Origin of the sequence: Rhizobium sp. CG4, from assembly GCF_023701965.1 — a bacterium.
In the GTDB taxonomy this organism is placed as follows: domain Bacteria; phylum Pseudomonadota; class Alphaproteobacteria; order Rhizobiales; family Rhizobiaceae; genus Agrobacterium.
In genome coordinates, this window is sequence record NZ_JABAEG010000005.1 from 129968 (window position 1) to 149593 (window position 19626).

The 19626-nt window shown below is 55.2% G+C and carries 18 protein-coding genes and 2 riboswitches; of the genes, 9 read left to right on the forward strand and 9 right to left on the reverse strand.

Annotation, left to right across the window (positions count from 1 at the left end):
- Positions 1 to 41 precede the first annotated feature (41 nt).
- The 5 genes from HGO37_RS16020 to leuC all read left to right on the forward strand — a co-directional run bounded on the left by HGO37_RS16020 (position 42) and on the right by leuC (position 5239).
- Entirely contained in the window at positions 42 to 1238 is a 1197-nt protein-coding gene (locus HGO37_RS16020) for a divergent polysaccharide deacetylase family protein (protein WP_250984191.1), read from the forward strand.
- Between the two features lie 47 nt (positions 1239 to 1285).
- The gene (locus tag HGO37_RS16025) at positions 1286 to 1801 is read left to right on the forward strand and encodes an RNA pyrophosphohydrolase (RefSeq protein ID WP_250984192.1); all 516 of its coding nucleotides are present in this window, start codon (positions 1286 to 1288) and stop codon (positions 1799 to 1801) included.
- Positions 1802 to 1905: 104 nt separating this feature from the next.
- Positions 1906 to 2703, forward strand: coding sequence for a transporter substrate-binding domain-containing protein (locus HGO37_RS16030; protein WP_250984193.1), 798 nt, complete (start codon positions 1906 to 1908; stop codon positions 2701 to 2703).
- 49 nt (positions 2704 to 2752) lie between these two features.
- Positions 2753 to 3568, forward strand: a complete 816-nt coding sequence (locus HGO37_RS16035; protein ID WP_250984194.1) for an amino acid ABC transporter permease — start codon at positions 2753 to 2755, stop codon at positions 3566 to 3568.
- A gap of 261 nt (positions 3569 to 3829) precedes the next feature.
- Positions 3830 to 5239, forward strand: a complete 1410-nt coding sequence (gene leuC, locus HGO37_RS16040) for a 3-isopropylmalate dehydratase large subunit (RefSeq protein ID WP_192490525.1) — start codon at positions 3830 to 3832, stop codon at positions 5237 to 5239.
- Positions 5240 to 5326: 87 nt separating this feature from the next.
- Here the strand turns inward: leuC and HGO37_RS16045 are convergent, their stop codons facing one another.
- The 7 genes from HGO37_RS16045 to HGO37_RS16075 all read right to left on the reverse strand — a co-directional run bounded on the left by HGO37_RS16045 (position 5327) and on the right by HGO37_RS16075 (position 13718).
- On the reverse strand, positions 5327 to 6853 hold the full coding sequence (locus HGO37_RS16045; RefSeq protein WP_464039216.1) for a M48 family metalloprotease: 1527 nt from the start codon (positions 6851 to 6853) through the stop codon (positions 5327 to 5329).
- 272 nt (positions 6854 to 7125) lie between these two features.
- Positions 7126 to 7845, reverse strand: coding sequence for a thiamine ABC transporter ATP-binding protein (thiQ, locus tag HGO37_RS16050; RefSeq protein ID WP_250984195.1), 720 nt, complete (start codon positions 7843 to 7845; stop codon positions 7126 to 7128).
- Positions 7842 to 9467 (reverse strand): thiamine/thiamine pyrophosphate ABC transporter permease ThiP, encoded by a 1626-nt coding sequence (gene thiP / locus HGO37_RS16055; protein WP_250984196.1) that lies wholly within the window; start codon positions 9465 to 9467, stop codon positions 7842 to 7844. The genes thiQ and thiP overlap by 4 nt, the downstream gene beginning before the upstream one ends.
- 31 nt (positions 9468 to 9498) lie before the next feature.
- Positions 9499 to 10521: a thiamine ABC transporter substrate binding subunit gene (gene thiB / locus HGO37_RS16060; protein WP_250984197.1), complete on the reverse strand. Its 1023-nt coding sequence runs from the start codon at positions 10519 to 10521 to the stop codon at positions 9499 to 9501.
- A 41-nt stretch (positions 10522 to 10562) separates the two neighbouring features.
- Positions 10563 to 10671, reverse strand: a riboswitch (TPP riboswitch).
- A 74-nt stretch (positions 10672 to 10745) separates the two neighbouring features.
- Positions 10746 to 11138, reverse strand: a complete 393-nt coding sequence (locus HGO37_RS16065) for a VOC family protein (RefSeq protein ID WP_250984198.1) — start codon at positions 11136 to 11138, stop codon at positions 10746 to 10748.
- A 96-nt stretch (positions 11139 to 11234) separates the two neighbouring features.
- On the reverse strand, positions 11235 to 13061 hold the full coding sequence (locus tag HGO37_RS16070; protein WP_250984199.1) for an ABC-F family ATP-binding cassette domain-containing protein: 1827 nt from the start codon (positions 13059 to 13061) through the stop codon (positions 11235 to 11237).
- 3 nt (positions 13062 to 13064) lie between these two features.
- On the reverse strand, positions 13065 to 13718 hold the full coding sequence (locus HGO37_RS16075) for a thiamine diphosphokinase (protein ID WP_250984200.1): 654 nt from the start codon (positions 13716 to 13718) through the stop codon (positions 13065 to 13067).
- A gap of 89 nt (positions 13719 to 13807) precedes the next feature.
- Positions 13808 to 13884: riboswitch (SAM riboswitch) on the forward strand.
- A 100-nt stretch (positions 13885 to 13984) separates the two neighbouring features.
- Here HGO37_RS16075 and metA point away from each other — a divergent pair.
- Together metA and HGO37_RS16085 are read left to right on the forward strand one after the other, a co-directional pair.
- Complete coding sequence (gene metA / locus HGO37_RS16080; RefSeq protein ID WP_250984201.1) at positions 13985 to 14902, forward strand: homoserine O-acetyltransferase MetA; 918 nt, start codon at positions 13985 to 13987, stop codon at positions 14900 to 14902.
- A gap of 74 nt (positions 14903 to 14976) precedes the next feature.
- A complete protein-coding gene (locus tag HGO37_RS16085) occupies positions 14977 to 15999 on the forward strand; it encodes an aldose epimerase family protein (protein WP_250984202.1) in 1023 nt (340 codons plus the stop codon).
- A gap of 8 nt (positions 16000 to 16007) precedes the next feature.
- On the opposite strand, the gene mtgA is transcribed toward HGO37_RS16085, so the two are convergent.
- Positions 16008 to 16691: a monofunctional biosynthetic peptidoglycan transglycosylase gene (gene mtgA / locus HGO37_RS16090; RefSeq protein ID WP_250984352.1), complete on the reverse strand. Its 684-nt coding sequence runs from the start codon at positions 16689 to 16691 to the stop codon at positions 16008 to 16010.
- Between the two features lie 200 nt (positions 16692 to 16891).
- Here mtgA and HGO37_RS16095 point away from each other — a divergent pair, with 200 nt between their 5' ends.
- On the forward strand, positions 16892 to 17806 hold the full coding sequence (locus HGO37_RS16095; protein WP_250984203.1) for a polyprenyl synthetase family protein: 915 nt from the start codon (positions 16892 to 16894) through the stop codon (positions 17804 to 17806).
- A gap of 1 nt (position 17807) precedes the next feature.
- A complete protein-coding gene (hisC, locus tag HGO37_RS16100) occupies positions 17808 to 18872 on the forward strand; it encodes a histidinol-phosphate transaminase (protein ID WP_250984204.1) in 1065 nt (354 codons plus the stop codon).
- A gap of 54 nt (positions 18873 to 18926) precedes the next feature.
- Here the strand turns inward: hisC and HGO37_RS16105 are convergent, their stop codons facing one another.
- Entirely contained in the window at positions 18927 to 19595 is a 669-nt protein-coding gene (locus HGO37_RS16105) for a YiaD family glycine zipper/OmpA-like lipoprotein (RefSeq protein WP_250984205.1), read from the reverse strand.
- Between the last annotated feature and the right edge of the window lie 31 nt (positions 19596 to 19626).

The following is a 19626-nucleotide window of genomic DNA, read 5'->3' on the forward strand; positions in this document are numbered from 1 at the left end:
TTTCCCTACCCCTGCATACAACAATCGGGATAGGCCGCGTTTTGGTATCTGAACTGCGCAAACCCTTGGGGCAAGATCGTAAGGAAAGCGCCGGCAAAAGCCGGCGTTTTTCTGTTGCTGCTCTTGCCGGTACCGTTGCGCTATGCGCGGTTCTGGGATTGTCTGTTTACACAGTGATTGCTCCTGACAATCTGGCAAAATCAGGCCTCGATCCACAATCATCGCCTGACGTTGCGCAGGCGGAAAGAACTCCGTCGCCTCAAACCAAAACGGAAAACGAAACGGCCGGACTTCCCGTCAGCAGTGGCCGGTCCGGCGCAAATGTGCGCCAGGAAACCACCGAGGACGGCAATGTCGTATCGGTGTTTTCGCCCCGCCCCCGGGACGGTGACGGTCCGGTTTTGATGACCGGTCAGACCTATGGTCAGAATCCACGTATGGCGACCATGCCGAACGAAGATCTGCTGGAGGATTCTGCATTTGGCAAATTGCCGAAAACAGGAGCCGATGGTTTGCGTTCGCTGGAACAATATGCCCGTCCATGGTCTGGCGCGCGTGGTACACGTATTGCCATTGTGATTGGCGGACTTGGCCTTAGCCAGACCGGCACCCAGAACGCTATCAGAACATTGCCACCGGAAATCACGCTTGCCTTTGCAGCCAGCGGCAACAGCTTGCAGCGCTGGATGCAGGAGGCGCGGCGTGAGGGGCATGAAATTCTGCTGCAGGTTCCTTTTGAACCGTTCGGTTATCCCGGTAACAATCCCGGTCCTGATACCTTGCTGGTTGGCGACAGCCAGAAGATCAATATGGAGCGCCTACACCGTTCCATGGCCAAGATCACCAACTATACCGGTGTGATGAATTACCTTGGCGGCCGCTACATGGCTGATGCCAAGATGCTGGAACCTGTTTTGCGTGACGTCAGCGAGCGCGGGCTGCTGTTCCTTGATGATGGTTCTTCGGCGCAATCCCAGACCGGCGCGGTCGCCAAAGCTTTGGCAATGCCGCACGCGTTTGGCGATATACAGATCGACGAACAGGTGAACCGTTCATCCATCATGACACGGCTTGATGATCTTGAACGTCTGGCGCGTCGCAACGGCTCGGCGATTGGCGTTGCCTCGGCCTTTGATGAGAGCATTACCGCGGTGTCCGACTGGGTCTCCGAAGCGACATCACGCGGCATTGAGATCGTTGCGGTTTCGGCGCTTGTTTCTGACAGGCCGGGACAGTAAAGATCGCTGCTGCGGCTATCGGATGCCGTTTTCCGTGAGGACTGTTCATGACAATCAAGCCTGAAGATTTGCCTTACCGTCCCTGCGCCGGGATTATGGTGCTGAGTGCGCAAGGGCTGGTTTGGGCCGGACGACGTATCCCTGAAAAGAACTCGGAATATGATGGCTCCAACCAGCTGTGGCAAATGCCTCAGGGCGGCATTGATGATGGCGAAAAGCCGTTGAATGCTGCCATTCGCGAGCTTTATGAAGAAACCGGCATGCGTAGCATCACCCTGCTCGCCGAAGCGCGCGACTGGATACATTACGACCTGCCGCCTCATCTTCTTGGCATTGGTCTCAAAGGAAAATTCCGTGGGCAGGCGCAGCGCTGGTTTGCTTTCCGTTTTGACGGCGACGAAAGCGAGATCGAGATCAATCCGCCACCAACCGGCAATCATCCGGAATTCGATGCCTGGAGCTGGAAGCCGATGGAAAGCCTGCCGGACCTTATCGTGCCGTTCAAACGCGGTGTGTACGAGCAGGTTATCGCCGAATTCCGGCACCTCTCTCCGCAGGCCTGATTTAACCGGATCGTTTTAAAAGCCGCATGTTTCAAGCCAATTTGTTTCTTGTCTTTGCGGCTTGAAATGTGACATTTTCACCGCTCCCGCCACAGGAGAAAGACATGTTTTTCAGACGTACGCTGCTTGCCGGCATCATGGCCGCAATTGTTGCCCCTTTCACGGGTTTTGCTGCCGATCTTCCCGACCTTAAAGGGCGTACGGTGGTCGTGGTCACGGAAAATGCTTACCCGCCGCTGCAGTTTGTCGATCCTAAGTCTGGCAAGGCTATCGGCTGGGAATATGATGCGGTTGCCGAGCTTGCCAAGCGTTTGAACTTCAAGGTCGAATATCAGAACATCTCTTGGGACGCGATGATCCAGGCGGTTTCGGATGGCCAATATGACATCGGCATGACCGGCATCAGCATCAAGGATGACCGCAAGGAAAAGGTCGACTTCTCCGACCCCTACATGCGCTCGGAAATGTTCATGCTGGTGCGGGCTGATGAAAACCGCTTTACCGATGCCAAGAGCTTTGCTGGCTTCGACAAAGGCCTTGTTGGCGCGCAGGCTGGAACAACCCCATTTTACACCGCCGTTTATGATGTTCTCGACGGCAACGAGCAGAACCCGCGTATCAAGCTGCTGGAAACCTTCGGTGCCAGCGTACAGGCGCTCAAGACCGGCGACGTTGATCTGGTCCTGACCGATGGAGTTGCCGGCAATGGTTACGTAGCCGCGTCCAACGGCACCTTGAAGCTGATTGGTGCGCCTTTGGGTGGCGATGATTTTGGCTTCATCTTCAAAAAGGGCTCGGACCTCGTCGCACCGATCAATGCAGGTATCGCGGCCCTCAAGGCAGACGGCACCATTACCGCGCTCGATAAGAAGTGGTTCCTCGACTACAAGCTTGGCGAATGAGTGAAATCATCGCCTGCATGCTGATTTCCGTTTATCGGAAATTGTCAAGATGAGTTTTATCAAACACAGCACCACGGAGAAGGACTTTCCGTGGTGGCTCGTTGCATTGGTCGTGATCGGTGCCGGACTGGCTGTGACAATCATTGCCACAGACCTTTACGCGCAGGTTTTTTCCACCGTTGTCAAAGGCATCGGTATCACCATCTTCGTGACGCTCGCAGCTTTTTTTCTTGCTGTCGTGTTTGGCCTCGGCATTGCGCTACTCGGTCTGTCGGACAATGTGGTGCTGCGGCAGATTGCGCGCTTTTACATTGAAGTTATCCGCGGCATCCCCATCCTCGTCTTGCTGTTCTATATTGCTTTTGTCGGGGCGCCGGGTCTTGTCAGTCTCTACAACTGGGTGACTACGCCGCTTGTGTCGGCAGGCTGGTTGGAGCCGGTTCTGGTGCGTGACTTCTCGCTGGTCTGGCGGGCGATTATCGCGCTTACGATTGGTTACGCATCGTTTCTCGCGGAAATTTTTCGCGCTGGCATTCAGTCCGTTGACGAAGGACAGATTGAGGCCGCAAAGGCTCTTGGGCTTAATCGTTACCAACGGTTTCGGCTGATCATTCTGCCGCAGGCGGTCAGGACGGTTTTTCCGCCACTTTCCAACGACTTTGTATCGATGGTGAAGGACAGTTCGTTGGTGTCGGTGCTTGGCGTTGCCGACATAACCCAGATGGCCAAGGTCTACGCAGCTGGCTCGTTTCGTTTCTTCGAAACGTACTCGATCGTTGCCTATATATACCTGATCCTCACGGTTGGTTTGTCGCTTGTTCTCAGGCGTATTGAAAAGGCCATGCGGCGGGCTCCGGCTGGATAAGGCGAGCCCCCGTGTTCCTGCGTGTCATTGATATTGAAGCGCAGGCAGCAATCTGCTAATGAAATGGCCATGGGATCGAAATTCGGATGTCTCGCGCAAAATATTTTCGTGCTGCAGGATCATAAGCGTCTGCCGGCACGTTTCTTCGCGCGCTTGTCCGGGGCGCTCAATAGCCGACTTACGCTCGCCTGATAGCCCTTCAAGGCTGTCAGCCTTTTTGCGAAGCCCATTTCCCTTTTTCAATATCCGATGGATAAAGCCATGAGCGCACCCCGCACCCTCTATGATAAAATCTGGGATGATCACGTCGTTAATAGTGATCCGAACGGAACCTGTCTTCTCTACATCGACCGTCACCTTGTTCACGAGGTGACGTCGCCGCAGGCCTTTGAAGGTCTGCGTATGGCGGGTCGTCCCGTTCATTCGCCAACCCGCACACTGGCCGTGGTCGACCACAATGTTCCAACCACTGCTGACCGTCTTGAAGGCATCAAGAACGAAGAAAGCCGTATTCAGGTTGAAGCGCTGGCACAAAATGCCAAGGAATTCGGTGTTGAATATTATTCCGAGCGCGACAAACGTCAGGGTATCGTTCACATCGTCGGTCCTGAACAGGGCTTTACCCTGCCCGGCATGACGATTGTGTGCGGTGACAGCCACACATCGACGCATGGCGCGTTTGGCGCCTTGGCGCACGGTATTGGCACTTCGGAAGTGGAACACGTTCTGGCGACCCAGACGCTGATCCAGAAGAAGGCCAAGAACATGCTGGTGCGTGTCGATGGCAAGGTGCCGGAAGGCGTAACAGCCAAGGATATCATCCTCGCCATCATCGGTGAAATCGGCACAGCCGGTGGTACCGGTCACGTGATTGAATTTGCAGGCGAAGCCATTCAGTCGCTGTCAATGGAAGGCCGTATGACGGTCTGCAACATGACAATCGAAGGCGGCGCACGTGCGGGCCTGATTGCTCCGGACGAAACGACCTTCGAGTATATCAAAGGCAAGCCACGTGCACCGCAGGGTGAAACGCTGGAACAGGCAATTTCCTACTGGAAGACTCTGAAGTCTGACGAAGGCGCACATTACGACAAGATCGTTGTTCTCGATGGCGCCAATCTACCGCCGATTGTTTCCTGGGGTTCGTCACCGGAAGACGTTGTTTCGGTTCAGGGCACCGTTCCAAACCCGGATGATATCGCTGACGAAAACAAGCGTAACTCCAAGTGGCGTGCGCTCGAATATATGGGCCTGCAGCCGGGCACCAAAATGACTGACGTTGCCATTGACCGGGTGTTCATCGGTTCGTGCACCAATGGACGTATCGAAGATCTACGGGCTGCTGCGGTGATGGTCGATGGTCGCAAGGTTGCACCAACCGTCTCGGCTATGATTGTTCCGGGCTCCGGTCTGGTAAAGGAACAGGCGGAAGCCGAAGGTCTCGACAAGATCTTCCTCGACGCCGGTTTCGAATGGCGCGAACCTGGCTGTTCGATGTGTCTTGCGATGAATGATGATCGCCTGCAGCCGGGTGAGCGTTGTGCGTCGACCTCGAACCGTAACTTCGAGGGACGTCAGGGCTACAAGAGCCGTACGCACCTTGTGTCGCCTGCCATGGCCGCTGCTGCTGCCATCGCTGGCCACTTCGTTGACGTGCGCGAGTGGAAATAAGATTTAAGACTGCCGAATAAGACAAAGCCCTCAGGAAACGAAATTTCCTGAGGGCTTTTTGTTCGGATAAAAGGCGTAATTCGCCGGTTATTCCGCGATGATCTTCACGCGCTGTCCGGGCTGCAACACTGCGCCAGCGCCCATCGCATTGATCATCTTGAACAGATCTAGTTTGCGGTCCGTGCCCATCATGCGCGCCGCCATGGTGGCTATGGTTTCGCCTGGCTTTGCCGTTACCACGCGCACGCGCAATGGCTTGAGTGAGGCGATTTCTGCGCTGGTCATCTGCCGGAAGCTGGTACGCAAGACGTTCGCGACCGTATCAAGCTGTGGATTGCCCTTCGGTACAGCTGTCAGGAAGCGGAAAATCTGCTGACCCTGCCTGATGACAGTAACGTCGAAATCCCATTTTTCAGCTGTGGCGCGGGCAGTTGCTGCCTCGAGACCGTTGACCTGCGTTTTGCGCACGGTATTCGGCAGAAGGCCGGCCACCCAGCCGCTGGTCAGGTAATTGGCAAGATCGGTCTGCTTGGCATCTGCCACACCATCAAAACGGATGGCCATTTCGCCGGGGCCGGTTGCAAGAACGGCTTCAACCTTGTTGTCGATTTGGAAACCTTCCGGCACATCGAAACGAATGCCAAGGCTGCCATGCAGGAATGTCTGGCCACGTACATAGCCTTCTTGCGGACTGTCGCCATAAAGCAGGCCGTCAATGCCGTTCAGATACCATTCACGACCGCGATCTCCGACGCTACCTTCCTGCCCAAATGCGCGGGCATGGCGACGTGCCAATTCAACGCGCTGTGGCGCATTGGGGTGGCTGGAAAGGAAGTCGAGGCTCTGGTCGCTATCCGGCTCAACGGATGTGTAACGGGCATAAGCGGCCATGGAATCGAGGAAGCGCGCTGCGGCATAGGGGTCATACCCCGCCTCACCCAGCATGCGTACACCAATGACGTCTGCCTGCAACTCCTGCTGGCGAGAAAATGCTGCCAATCGCAGCTTGCCGCGCGCCAATGCCTGTTTTCCAGCCAGATCACTGGACAGCACTTCCGCCACAACACGGCTGGCAATCACCTCCGCCTCTTCTCGGCGCTGGCGTTCAATGCCGTGGTTGGCAGTGACGTGGGCCATTTCGTGCGACAGAACGGCGGCAACTTCCGACGCGTCGTTGGCGAGCGCCAACAGTCCGCGTGTCACATAAAGATAGCCACCGGGCAGCGCGAATGCGTTGATCGCCGGGGAATTGAGAATGGTAATGCGGTAGGATTGCTGCGGATTTTCCGAAACGGCCGTCAACGCGCCGGTAATGCGGGCAACCAGCCTTTCGGTTTTTTCATCGCGGTATTCACCGCCATAACTTGCAACAATACGCGGGTGTTCGCGTGCTCCCATTTGGGCACGCGGGTCATTTTTCTGAACTTCTTCAACAGTCTGCGGGTTGTCCGACGGGCGAACACTTGCCTGGTAGGATTGGCTGAACAGCGACTGGCATGCACTGAGCGTCATTGCAGCAATTGTCAGGCCGGCAACAGAGCGCACAAGTTTGCCATAACGCTGCGCGCGCGGATCAGATGTCCTTGCCGGCCTTGCTATTATGGAAATCGTCATCTTGTCAGTCAGTTCCTATGCCCCTGATGTTACGCACTGCTAGTTTATTGTGCGAATACTGTCCATCAATGGACACAAATTGTCACGCCTTGTGGTGTGCTATTATCGATGACGAATCTTTTCAATATTCTTGACCATCTTGCATGGCTCATCAGGCAACCAAAGTAAATTAGCAAATAGACGATCAAATAAACTCAATCCCCTGTTGAAGCCGTACTAAGCCGATTGCCACTTGCCCGCGTCGAAATTGTGGCGAACGGCGTGTGCCGCAGCTATCCCTTCAGGAACGTACGAATTTGGGGGATGTTCCCGTTCTCGGAAAAAATCTCCGGTGTGCCCTGGAACAGGATTTTCCCCTTATCCATGAACACGACATGTTTGGCCAACTGTTGTACTTCCTCGGGTTTGTGGGTGACCAGCAATACAGTGTTGCCGGTTTCCTGATGCAAACTGGACAGCAATTCAGCCATCCCGGCGCGCAAACCGGGATCAAGAGCGGCAAAGGGCTCATCCAGCAACATAACCGAGCGGTGGCGCACCAGAGCCCGTGCCATGGCAACGCGTTGCCGTTCTCCACCCGACAGATTTGGCGGCAGACGCTTTTCAAAGCCCGCAAGACCGACACGCTGCAGGGCATTTGAAACGGACTGCCGCTCTTGCGCGGAAAGTTTCAGCGAAGGATTGATGCCGAGCGCTATATTGGTGAACACATCAAGGTGCGAAAACAGGTTGTTGTCCTGAAAGATCACCGAGACCGGTCGCTCGGCCGGGGCTAGGTGTGTGACGACCTGCCCGTCAATCATGATGGTGCCGGCATCTGGTGTTTCAAAACCAGCGACCAGATTCAACAGGGTTGATTTCCCTGAGCCGGATGGGCCGGTAATTGCCGTGATCGTGCCCTGCGGCAAGTGGCAATCAAAGGAAAACTCCTGCGATCCAAGTTTCAGCGCTACATCATTAAAACGAATGCCGGAAGGAGCGGTTTCAGTCATTGGTTTTGCTCCTTGCGGGTTTGTGCGGTGCCTGCGCCACCCATGGCCAATATCAGGCAGATCACACCCAGGATCAGCGCATAACCATCGGCGTCATTGGTGCGATAGCTGCCCATATTGCTGTAAACCAGCCAAGGCAGCGTGATAAAGTTCTGCGAGCCGAACAGGGCGATTGCGCCAAGATCGCCAAGTGACAGCGCCATTGCAAAGCTGAAGGCCGTTGCCAGGGGTTTACGCAGGATTGGCCAATGGAGGTAACGCAATCTGGCAAAACCATGCATGCCGAGACTGGCTGACAGTCTTCCAGTTCGCGCCTGGTGGGTCTGGAACGCCGGTTCAAGTACCCGCATAACGAAGGGCAACGCCATCAGCATGTTGATGCAGGCAACCAGCGCCGGTGCAAACAGCGTGATGTCGCCAAGCGGCCGTAACAGCAGGAACCAGCCACTCCCCAGCACCACTGGTGGCACCAGCAGCACCATGGATGCGCCACCGGACATCGTGGAGGCCATAAGACGTAGTGTCAGGTTTGCCTTGCGGTTGCCACGGATCGTCGAGCGCGCGTTGATGAGGGCGACGGAAATGCCAATGGCAATACTGGCTGAAACCAGCGCAATGGACAGGCTGGTTCCGGCTGCCCGCCAGAACACATCGGCCGCCAACAGGCGCGATAAGTCGGCGGTCGAGCCGGATATGGCGATACTAAGCATGGGTGCCACCATAAAAACCACAGCGGCGATAATTAGAATACCGTCGCGCAGCCGTACCTGAAGCCGTTTTCCATCATAGCGCTGGATTGCTCGGCCGTGGCTCAAACCCTCGTCGTCAGGTCTGGGCAGCCAGCTTAATAAGGCGAGCAACAACCCGGTCATGACGATTTGCAGAGTAGCAAGAGCAATGGCGCGTGGAGGATCGAAATCAAAGCGCAGCGATTGATAGATCGCCACTTCAAGCGTTGTCGCCGCAGGCCCGCCGCCCAACATCAGCACAAGGGTGAAACTGGTGGCGCAAAGCATAAAAATCAGCCCGGCGACACTGGGAACCAGTTTTATCAGCGCCGGCCATTCAATGAACCGGAAAATGGACCAGGATGGCATGCCAAGGCTTGCCGCCATACGCCAATATTCACCGGGAATACGCTCCAGCCCGGCCAGCAGCAAACGGGTAGCAAGCGGCAGGTTAAAGAAGACATGTGCCAGCAGAATTCCTGACAGGCCGTAAATGCTGAACGGTTGTTCAACACCGAGTGATGTCAGTGTGGTGTTCAGGAAGCCCTGTCTTCCCCAGATGGCAATAAGGCCAAGCGCACCGACGATAACCGGTAGCCCCATGGGAACGGCCATAAGGCGGATAATCCAGATACGACCGGGAAACGCAGTTTGTCTTGCCAAAGCCAGTGCGACAGGCAGCGCAAAAAGGATCGATAGTCCGGTCGATAACGTTGCTTGATAGAGGGTGAAGCGCAGGATACGCCAGGTGTAGGTACCGAACAGCTCATCGCTTGCAGCACCTGCATCAAAAGACAGAAGGGCAAATGTGCCAAGGCCAATGAATGCGAGAACAGCGGCAAAAGCCGCCATTCCCGTGCCTATCGATTGCCGTTGTTCGGCCTTTGAAATCATGGCGCTGGCCCGAATTTCCGATTTGCAAAGGTTAGTTGATGCTCATGGCTGTCAGCCACTCATCAATCCATGCCTTGCGGTTCTTGGCCACTTCCTCAGGTGACATCAGGAATGTCTTGGTGGGAACAACAAGTTTGGAAAACGCCTCGGGCAGCGGTGCGCTGGTTGCCGCAGCCGGCATCATCCAGTTATTTTCCGGTATGGCGTCTTGGAAACCTGGTGTCAGCATGAAGGAGAGGAATGACTTGGCAAGGTCTTTCTCTGGGGCATTTTTCAACAGGCCGGCCACCTCGATCTGAATGTAATGACCTTCCGCGAAGCTGGCTGCCTGATAGCGGTCTGTGTTTTCTGCGACCATGTGGTAGGCAGGTGAGGTCGTGTAGGACAGCACCATTGGCACTTCTCCCTTGGTGAACAGGCCATAGGCTTCAGACCAGCCCGGCGTGACCGTCAAAATACGGGTCTTGAGCTTTGCCCAGGCTTCCGGTGCCTGATCACCATAAACGGACTTCACCCACAGGAGCAGGCCAAGGCCGGGGGTAGAGGTGCGCGGGTCCTGAATTGCAATCTTCTGGGAAGGATCACCTTCGACCAGATCCTTCAGGCTCTGTGGCGGGTTCTTGATGGTCTGGGTGTCATAGATGATGGCGAAGTGGCCGTAGTCGTAGGGAACAAAGATATCATCCTTGAAGTCGCCTGGAATCTTGGCAGCTGACGTATCGATGCCGCTTGCCTCGAACAGGCCGGTTTCCTTGGCTTCAGCAACAAGGTTGGTGTCGAGCCCCAGAACGACATCGGCGTTGGATGTTTCACCTTCCATCTTGAGGCGCGTCAAAAGCGCAACGCCATCGGCAACACCGACAAAATTGACAGTGCACTGGCAATTTTTCTCAAAGGCTTCCTTGACCTTGGGGCCAGGACCCCACTCGGACACGAAGCTTTCATAGGTGTAGACCGTCAGTGTCTTGTCGGCTGCAAATGCTGCGCCAGGCACGGCAAATGCCACAAGTACCAAGGCCTTGGCAATCAGGGAATTGTTCAAAATGCTGCGCATCCGCGCCTCCTCTTTCATATGTTGAACGGGAATAGGGCGCTGATAATGAGCCGTCTAATCCCTCCGCCGGTGTTAACCGGATCAGGTTCTTCGGGTTGGCGGAAGCCTCTCAGCCTTGTCGGTAAAGACAAAGCACCCCGTTAGAGCAAGGCAAGGTGTAATGTTACTGTCATCACTTGGCAAGATAGCAGTCATGGCAACAGTCGGTGTTTGGTCCGATGGTTTCAGGACTGCCCGGACATATGGACCAGTTCCCAGACATGGCCGTCGGGATCCTGAAAACTTCCGGCATACATGAAGCCATGGTCCTGAATCGGTTTCCATTCGCGGCCGCCGGATGACAATGCTGTCGCAATCATCCTGTCGATGTCTTCGCGGCTTTCTGCCGTCAGGCAGGTCAACACTTCGGTCGTGCGGGTGGCGTCGGCAATATCGCCGTTGATGAAATCACGGAAACGCTCCTCCTGAAGCAACATGACGAAGATGTTCTGCTCCACGATCATGCACAGCGTCCTCTCGTCCGAATATTCGGGATTGAAGCTGAAGCCGAGTGCGGTGAAGAAAGCTTTTGTCGTTTCGATATTGCGAACAGGCAGATTGACGAAAATCATACGCATTTTCTGAACTCCTCCATCTTTGCCAAGGAAAACGTAAAATCGCTTCCCTGTCAAAGACGGATGAAGAACAGAGGTTCCGGTATGGTGGAAGGAATTTTAGCCTTCCAGTTCCTCGCGCAGCATTTCAAGCTCTAGCCACTCTTCTTCCATCGTGATCAGCTTGTGTCGCAGCTTTTCCATTTCGTCGGCAAGCTTGCCAAAAGCTGTGGGGTCTTTGGTGAAGAGGTTGGGATCGGCCATCTTTTCTTCGCGCTTGGCGATTTCGATCTGGGCCTTTTCCATTTCCTTGGGCAGGTTTTCCAGAGCGAACTTCTGCTTGAAGGACAATTTACCTTTGGCCTTTGGTGCATCATCCGACGCAGTTGAAGAGGAGGTGCTTCTTGCCTTTTCCTGCTTTTCCGCCTTGCGCTTTTCCTCGGCCGCGCCCTTGCGCTGCGCCATCATGTCGGAATAACCGCCGGCATATTCGATCCAGCGGCCATCTGGCGCATCGGGATTGGCCGGCGCAATGGTCGAGGTCACTGTTCTGTCGAGGAAGTCGCGGTCATGGCTGACGAGAATGACGGTGCCGACAAATCCGGCGACCACTTCCTGCAACAGATCAAGCGTCTCAATATCGAGGTCGTTGGTGGGTTCGTCGAGAATGAGGAGGTTGGTCGGGCGGGCGAGAATACGCGCCAGCATCAAACGAGCACGTTCACCACCGGAGAGATTCCTGATCGGTGTGCGGGCCTGTTCCGGCTGGAACAGAAAATCCTTCATATAGCCGGTCACGTGCTTCAGTTCGCCATTGACCAGCAGGTTTTCACCACGTCCGTCGGTCAGATAGTGCGCCAGCGTGTCATTCGGGTTCAGTTCTTCACGCTTCTGATCGAGCGTGGCGATGTCGAGATTGGTGCCAAGTTTGACCGTGCCGCTATCTGGTTGCAGCTGTCCGGTCAGCATTTTCAAAAGCGTGGTCTTGCCTGCTCCGTTTGGCCCAACCAGACCAATACAGTCGCCACGATGCACGCGCAGTGAGAAGGGTGCCACGATGGTGCGATCACCATAGGACTTGGTAATGCTGTCGGCCTCGATCACCAGTTTGCCGGATTCACGGGCATCAACAGCTGTGGTCTGCACGGAACCTTGCGGTCCCTTGTGGCCACGATGTTGAGCGCGCATCGCCTGAAGTTCGCCGACGCGGCGCATATTGCGTTTGCGACGGGCGGTTACGCCATAGCGCATCCAGTGTTCTTCGCGCTCAATCGCCTTGCCGAGTTTGTGCTGCTCGAGTTCTTCCTCTTCCAGCACCTTGTCGCGCCATTCCTCGAAATGGGCAAAGCCGCGGCTGAGACGACGCGAGGTGCCGCGATCGAGCCATACAGTTGCATTAGAAACTTTTTCAAGGAAACGACGGTCGTGCGAAATCAGAACCAGTGCACTGCGGCTTTTCTGCAGTTCCTCTTCCAGCCATTCGATTGTCGGCAGATCCAGATGGTTGGTCGGCTCGTCCAGCATCAGGATGTCGGGTTCAGGTGCCATGACGCGAGCGAGCGCCGCACGGCGGGCTTCGCCGCCGGAGAGACTATTAGGATTCTCCTGCCCCGTCAGGCCAAGGTGGTTAAGCAGATATGTAACCCGATAAGGATCATCGCCCGGTCCAAGCCCTTCTTCGGCATAGGCCTGTACGGTGTCGTAACCACTAAAATCCGGTGCCTGCTCAAGATAACGGATGGTTGAGGAGGGGTGTCTGAACACCTCGCCGGATTGCGCTTCGACCAGGCCGGCGGCAATTTTCATCAGCGTGGACTTGCCGGAACCATTGCGACCAACGAGGCAGATACGGTCACCCGGTTCCACTTGCAGGTTGGCACCGTTCAGCAGCGGTGTAACGCCAAAGGTCAGCGTGATATCGTCAAGTTTCAAAATGGGAGGCGCCAAGGCTCAGGCTCCAGTCATGTCATAAGGGCGGGCAAGGATGATGGCTCTGCCATTTTTCAGGGAGAAGCGCACCGGACCTTCCGCAACGTTGGAAATTGTGCGGGATGTGCCGAAGGTCAGCGAATAGTCATTCAACGGATAACGGGCGTTCTCGATGTCAAGGCCGTCAAGATCGCTGAAACCGAGAACGGAAAACAGCGAACCGGCGGGTAAGTCGAGTGCTTTCTCGCCACCGGATACCAAGGGGTAGGCCTCTTCTTCACCCGATAGAAGGGTGACATCGTAACCTTTTTCCTTAAGGCTGATGGCATTCAGCATGTGCTGAAAGGCATGGTCGGTTCGGTCGCCACCCAGTGCGCCAATCAGAACGAGGCTTTGGGCACCACGCTCAATCGCCTGCGAGACAGCGATCTCGCCATCTGTTGCGGCCTTGCTTGCGGGAAAGGTGTGACGCTCCACATCCGGCCATTCGGTGAGAAGAGTGGTGTCGGTGGAATCAAAATCTCCCACCCACAATTCCGGTGTCAGCGATAGCGGCTGCGCATGGCGCATGCCATTGTCGGCTGCGATGACGCGTGTTCCGTCTGCGGCTTTGCGCACGCGCTCGGTCACCGACAGGTTGCCGCCCAGCAGAATTGTAAAGCCCGTTTTTTCCATGCCCCGCCAATAGCCCAAATGTTCGCAGAAGGGAACGGCCAGCGCCCGCAAATGCGGCTATATTGATTTTCGCATCATGCGGGATTATGTAATCTCATAGTGGTGATTTGCCGACCGGCTTGCAGCCACTTTAAAGAAGTCGCTAAAGGGTCGAGGAAACGTGGATTTTCCAAGAACCGGTTGCGATTTCGTTGCCGGTTTTTTTGTTTTGTGCGGTTTGTCCGGGCTGTCTGCCTTGGTTACCCGCCGGATGAGAGTGTTCCAATATGCCCATCAAAATACCCGATACGCTGCCTGCTTTTGAAACCCTCATCAATGAGGGTGTGCGGGTGATGACCGAAACGGCGGCTGTTCGTCAGGATATCCGCCCGTTGCAGATCGGGCTTTTGAACCTCATGCCGAACAAGATCAAAACTGAAATCCAGATGGCGCGCCTAGTCGGCGCATCCCCTTTGCAGGTCGAGTTTTCGCTGGTGCGTATTGGCGGACACCGTGCCAAGAACACCTCTGAAGAGCATCTCTTGTCGTTCTATGAGACCTGGGAAGAGGTCAAGCATCGCAAGTTTGACGGTTTCATCATTACCGGCGCACCGGTCGAGACCATTGCTTACGAGGATGTGACCTACTGGGACGAGATGCAGAAGATTTTTGAGTGGACGCAGACCAATGTCCATTCAACCCTGAACGTCTGCTGGGGCGCGATGGCGGCCATCTACCATTTCCATGGCGTGCCAAAACATCCGCTCAAGGAAAAGGCGTTTGGTGTTTATCGTCACCGCAATCTTTGCCCGTCGTCCATCTATCTGAACGGTTTTTCCGACGATTTCCAGGTGCCGGTTTCACGCTGGACCGAGGTCCGTCGCGAGGACATTGAAAAGCACCCCGAGCTTGAAATCCTGATGGAATCGGAGGAGATGGGTGTCTGCCTGGTGCATGAAAAGAAGGGCAACCGTCTCTACATGTTCAACCATGTGGAATATGATTCCACATCGCTTTCCGATGAGTATTTCCGGGATGTGAATGCTGGTATTCCGATCAAGGTGCCGCATAATTACTTTCCGCACAATGATCCTGATATCACCCCGCAAAACCGTTGGCGCAGCCATGCCCATCTGTTTTTCGGCAACTGGATCAATGAAATCTATCAGACGACCTATTACGATCTGAACGAAATCGGAAAGTGAAATTTGCCGATTGCGAAGCGATGGGAAATGACGCAACGTCTGGCCCGTAATTCTTGCAAACGGAGGTCGATATAATGACGAATGGTGCCACACGGGAAAACTTCGGCGTAACGCCCACCGGCGAAAAAGTGGAGCGCGTCATTATTTCGGCAGGCGGTTTGACCGCCAATATTATCACCTGGGGCGCAGTCATTCAGGATTTGCGCCTCGATGGCCATCAGCCACCGTTGGTTCTCGGCTTTGATAAGTTTGAGGACTATCCGCAATATTCCTCTTATTTCGGTGCAACGCCCGGCCGTAACTCCAACCGTATCGATAGCGGGCGTTTCTCGATTGACGGCAAAGAATACCAGCTTGAACTGAACGAAAAAGGCGTCACCCATATCCATGGCGGCAGTGATGGTATCGGTAAAAGCAACTGGCTGATCATGGAACATGGCCCAAGCCACGTCGTGCTGCAGATCATTGATCCCGATGGCCGTGCCGGTTATCCCGGCAATTGCACGGTAAACGTGACCTACACAATCCGTGAAGGTGGTGTGCTTTCGGTTCTCTATGAGACAACCACTGACCAGCCGACCATCGCCAATATTTGCCAGCATTCCTACTTCAATCTGGATGGTGCTGACAACGCACTCGATCACGAGATCATGATTGCGGCTCACCACTATCTGCCGACGGATGAACGGCAGATCCCGACCGGTGAAATTCGTGCTGTTGAAGGCACTGCATTTGACCTGCGCTCATCCACGCCGATGAAGCGTGAGGACAATGGCGAACAGGTTCTGTACGATCATAATTTCTGCCTGTCGCCTGAGCGCCGCGAAAAGCGCAAGGTGGCACGGGTGTTTGCACCTGCTTCCGGTGTTGCACTTGAGGTGCACACCACGGAGCCGGGCGTGCAGTTCTATTCCGGCTTCAAGCTCAACACAGCCGTTCCCGGTCTCGATGGCCGTCATTACGGTGCCTTTGCAGGCTTCTGCCTTGAAACACAGATTTGGCCGGATGCAGTGAATCATCCCGATTTTCCGAACGGCATCTTGCGTCCAGGCGAGATTCTGCGTCAGGAAACCGATTATATCTTCACGCGCGGCTGATCAGCCAGTCAATCGAGAACACATCCGACATAGCCGCCGGATGCACGGGCGCGGCGCTCATTGAGCGTCGCCAGCCGCTGAGTGCCACGTCCCGGTTTGGAGGCTACACGTTCGATTGGGTTCGGCAGGCTGACGGCCAGAAGTGCCGCCTGTCTGGTGCTGAGCTTGGAGGCTGATGTCTTGAAGTGATAACGGGCCGCCGCTTCGATGCCGTAAATACCCGGTCCCCATTCGGCGACGTTCAGATATATTTCCATCATCCGCCGTTTCGACCAGACGAAGTCGGCGGTCATGGCCAATGGAATTTCCAGAATTTTACGAACGAAGAAACGACCATTCCACAAGAACAGGTTCTTTGCGGTCTGCATGGGAATGGTGCTGGCACCACGGGTGGTATCACCCTGCAATGTGCCCTCGATCACACCACTCATCTGTTTCCAGTCAACACCGCCATGGAAACAGAACTGGCCGTCCTCCGACATCATGACGGACCGAACAACATTTGGTGAAATGTCATCGATCGATACCCATTGCCGGTCATAGCCCTGTAACGCCACCAGATCGGCAAGCATCAGCGTAGAGACGGGCCGCATGAATGGCAGTGCGTAAACCAGAATGAGAAAATAGGGCAGGGCAAGGAAGATTAAGATCGCCATGACCAGACGCTGCCAGAGACTGCGTTCCCTCAGCATGGACCTATCCTGCGCATCGTCATCCTGCGACAGTACAACGTCATCATTCTGGTTTTCAGGTGCGACTGCCAATCTTTCAAACCTGTGCCTTTTTGTTTGCCGAACCGTTTCACATTGGCAAGATGCGATCAAGCCTTGCCGATGCTGCAAAAAGCCTGATTTTCATTGCCTGTGTTAACTTCTCATGGCAAAGAGCGGCCATGAAGCCAGAAACAACCTTATTCGAACGCGCATTGCGTGAAAACGCGCAGCAGGTGGAAAATCTGCTGGATAACGTTCTTTCCCCAGCCCATCGCAGCGATGAAATCACCAGACCGGACAACCTGCTGGAAGCGATGCGTTATGGCGTACTGAATGGTGGCAAACGTTTGCGGCCGTTTCTGGTGATCGAGAGCAGCAAGATGCTGGGTGGCAACGCGCTGGCGGCCTTGCGTGTAGGCTCGGCGCTGGAATGCCTGCATTGCTATTCTCTTGTCCATGACGACCTTCCGGCGATGGACGATGATGATCTGCGCCGCGGACAGCCAACAGTACATCGCAAGTTTGATGAGGCGACCGCCATTCTGGCTGGCGACAGCCTGCTGACAATCGCATTCGACATTATTGCAGCACCAGAAACTCCGCTGCCGGACGCTTCCAAAACGGCTCTTGTACTGGCGCTTGCACGGGCAGCCGGTATCGGTGGCATGGCCGGTGGGCAGGCGTTTGATCTGGCGGCTGAAAAACAAGCGCCGGACGAGCAGGGTATCATCACCCTGCAGGCCATGAAAACCGGCGCGTTGTTGCGTTTTGCCTGTGAGGCCGGTGCGATCATTGCTGGTGCTGATGCCGAGACACGTCAGCGGCTCAGAACCTTCGGCGAGCGCGTTGGACTTGCGTTCCAGTTGGCTGACGATCTTCTTGACCTGACGGCCGATGCCGCAACCATGGGCAAGGCAACTGGCAAGGACGCGGCACGTGGCAAGGGTACATTGGTTGCTCTGCGTGGGCAGGCGTGGGCTGAACAGCGTCTGGGTGAACTGGTTGATGAGGCCTCACAGCTTCTGGAGCCTTACGGCGAACGTGCCGATATTCTAACCGCGGCGGCGCGGTTTATCGCGGAAAGAAAGAGTTGAGATGAGCAAATTCTGGTCTCCTATTGTTGCATCGCTTCATCCGTATGTGGCGGGAGAGCAGCCAGCCATCGCCAATCTGGTCAAACTCAACACCAATGAAAACCCGTGGGGGCCTTCTCTGCGTGTCGTGGAAGCCATCAAGGATGCTGCGACGGATGATTTGCGGCTCTATCCTGATCCTTCCGCCAAAAAGCTGAGAGAGACGATTGCCGCCTATCACGGTGTGTCGCCGGATGAAGTTTTTGTCGGCAACGGCTCGGATGAGGTTCTGGCCTTTATCTTTGCCGGCCTTCTGAAACACGAAAAACCGCTGCTTTATCCAGATATCACCTACAGCTTTTATCCGACCTACAGCCGGTTTTTCGACGTTAAGACCACAACCGTGCCGCTGGACGACAACTTCCAGATCCGTCTGGAGGATTACGAAGGTGAATGTGGTGCGATCATTCTGCCAAATCCTAATGCGCCAACCGGCATCGGATTGCCGCTTGCCGACATCAAAAAACTGGTCAGCTCTCACGCCGATCAGGTGGTGGCGATTGACGAAGCCTATATTGATTTTGGCGGTGAAACCGCCGTTCCGCTTGTTCGCGATCATGACAATCTGATTGTCATCAGGACCTTTTCCAAGTCTCGTTCACTGGCGGGCATGCGGGTCGGTTATGCAATCGCCCAGCGCCCACTCATCGACGCATTGGAACGGCTCAAAGACAGCTTCAATTCCTATCCGCTCGACCGGTTGGCACAGGTTGCGGCTGTTGCCTCGATCGAGGACGTTGTCTGGTTCATGGACCACCGCCAGAAGCTGATCGACAATCGCCAGAGGCTGGAACAGGCACTGCGTGAACGTGGTTTTGATATTTTGCCATCGCAGGCCAATTTCATCTTTGCCCGTAAATCTGGCTGGACCGGCAAGGATCTTTCCCTGGCATTACGTGAGCGCGCCATTCTGGTGCGTCACTTCGACAAGCCGCGTATTTCGGATTTCCTGCGTATTTCCATTGGCACGGAAGAACAGTGCCAGGCGCTGATCACTGCGTTGGATCAGGTTTTTGCATCTGCCTGACATAAAAAACGCCGCATAAAGCGGCGTTTTTCAATTAGTGTCTGTGTTAATTTATCAGCTCTGGGTGAGCGGAGAGATCAGCACTTCGACGCGGCGGTTCTGCGCGCGGCCTTCCGGCGATGCATTCGATGCGACCGGCTGCGACGGGCCGTAACCCAGTGTCGAAATGCGGCGCTGGTCTACGCCACGTGCGCCGATGTAGTTGGCGACAGACGCGGCACGGCGCTCAGACAGACCCTGGTTATGGGCAAGGCTACCGGTGGAATCGGTATGGCCATTGATATCGATCAGCGTGCGGTTGAACTTGTTCAGAACAATGGCGACCGAGTTCAGTGTGTCGTAGAACGGTGGGATCACCTGATCTTGATCGGTTGCGAAAGTGATGTTTGATGGCATATTGAGAACGATGCTGTCACCACGACGGGTCACTGAAACGCCGGTGCCCTGAAGCTGCTGACGCAGTTCTGCCTCCTGGTTGTCCATGTAGTTGCCGACCACACCGCCAGCCAGCGCGCCAATACCTGCGCCCAGCAGGATGGCATTACGGCCGGACTTGCCAGATCCGCCGCCCACAGCCAGACCGCCAAGCGCACCTGCAACAGCACCGATACCGGCGCCGCCTGCCATGTTGGACATCTTCTGTTCGCCAGTATAGGGGTCCGTCGTGGTGCAGGCTGAAAGGAATGTTGCGGCAAGCGCAAGGATTGCAAACTTTTTGATCATCGAATCATGGCTCCTTGATTGATGGACCTGA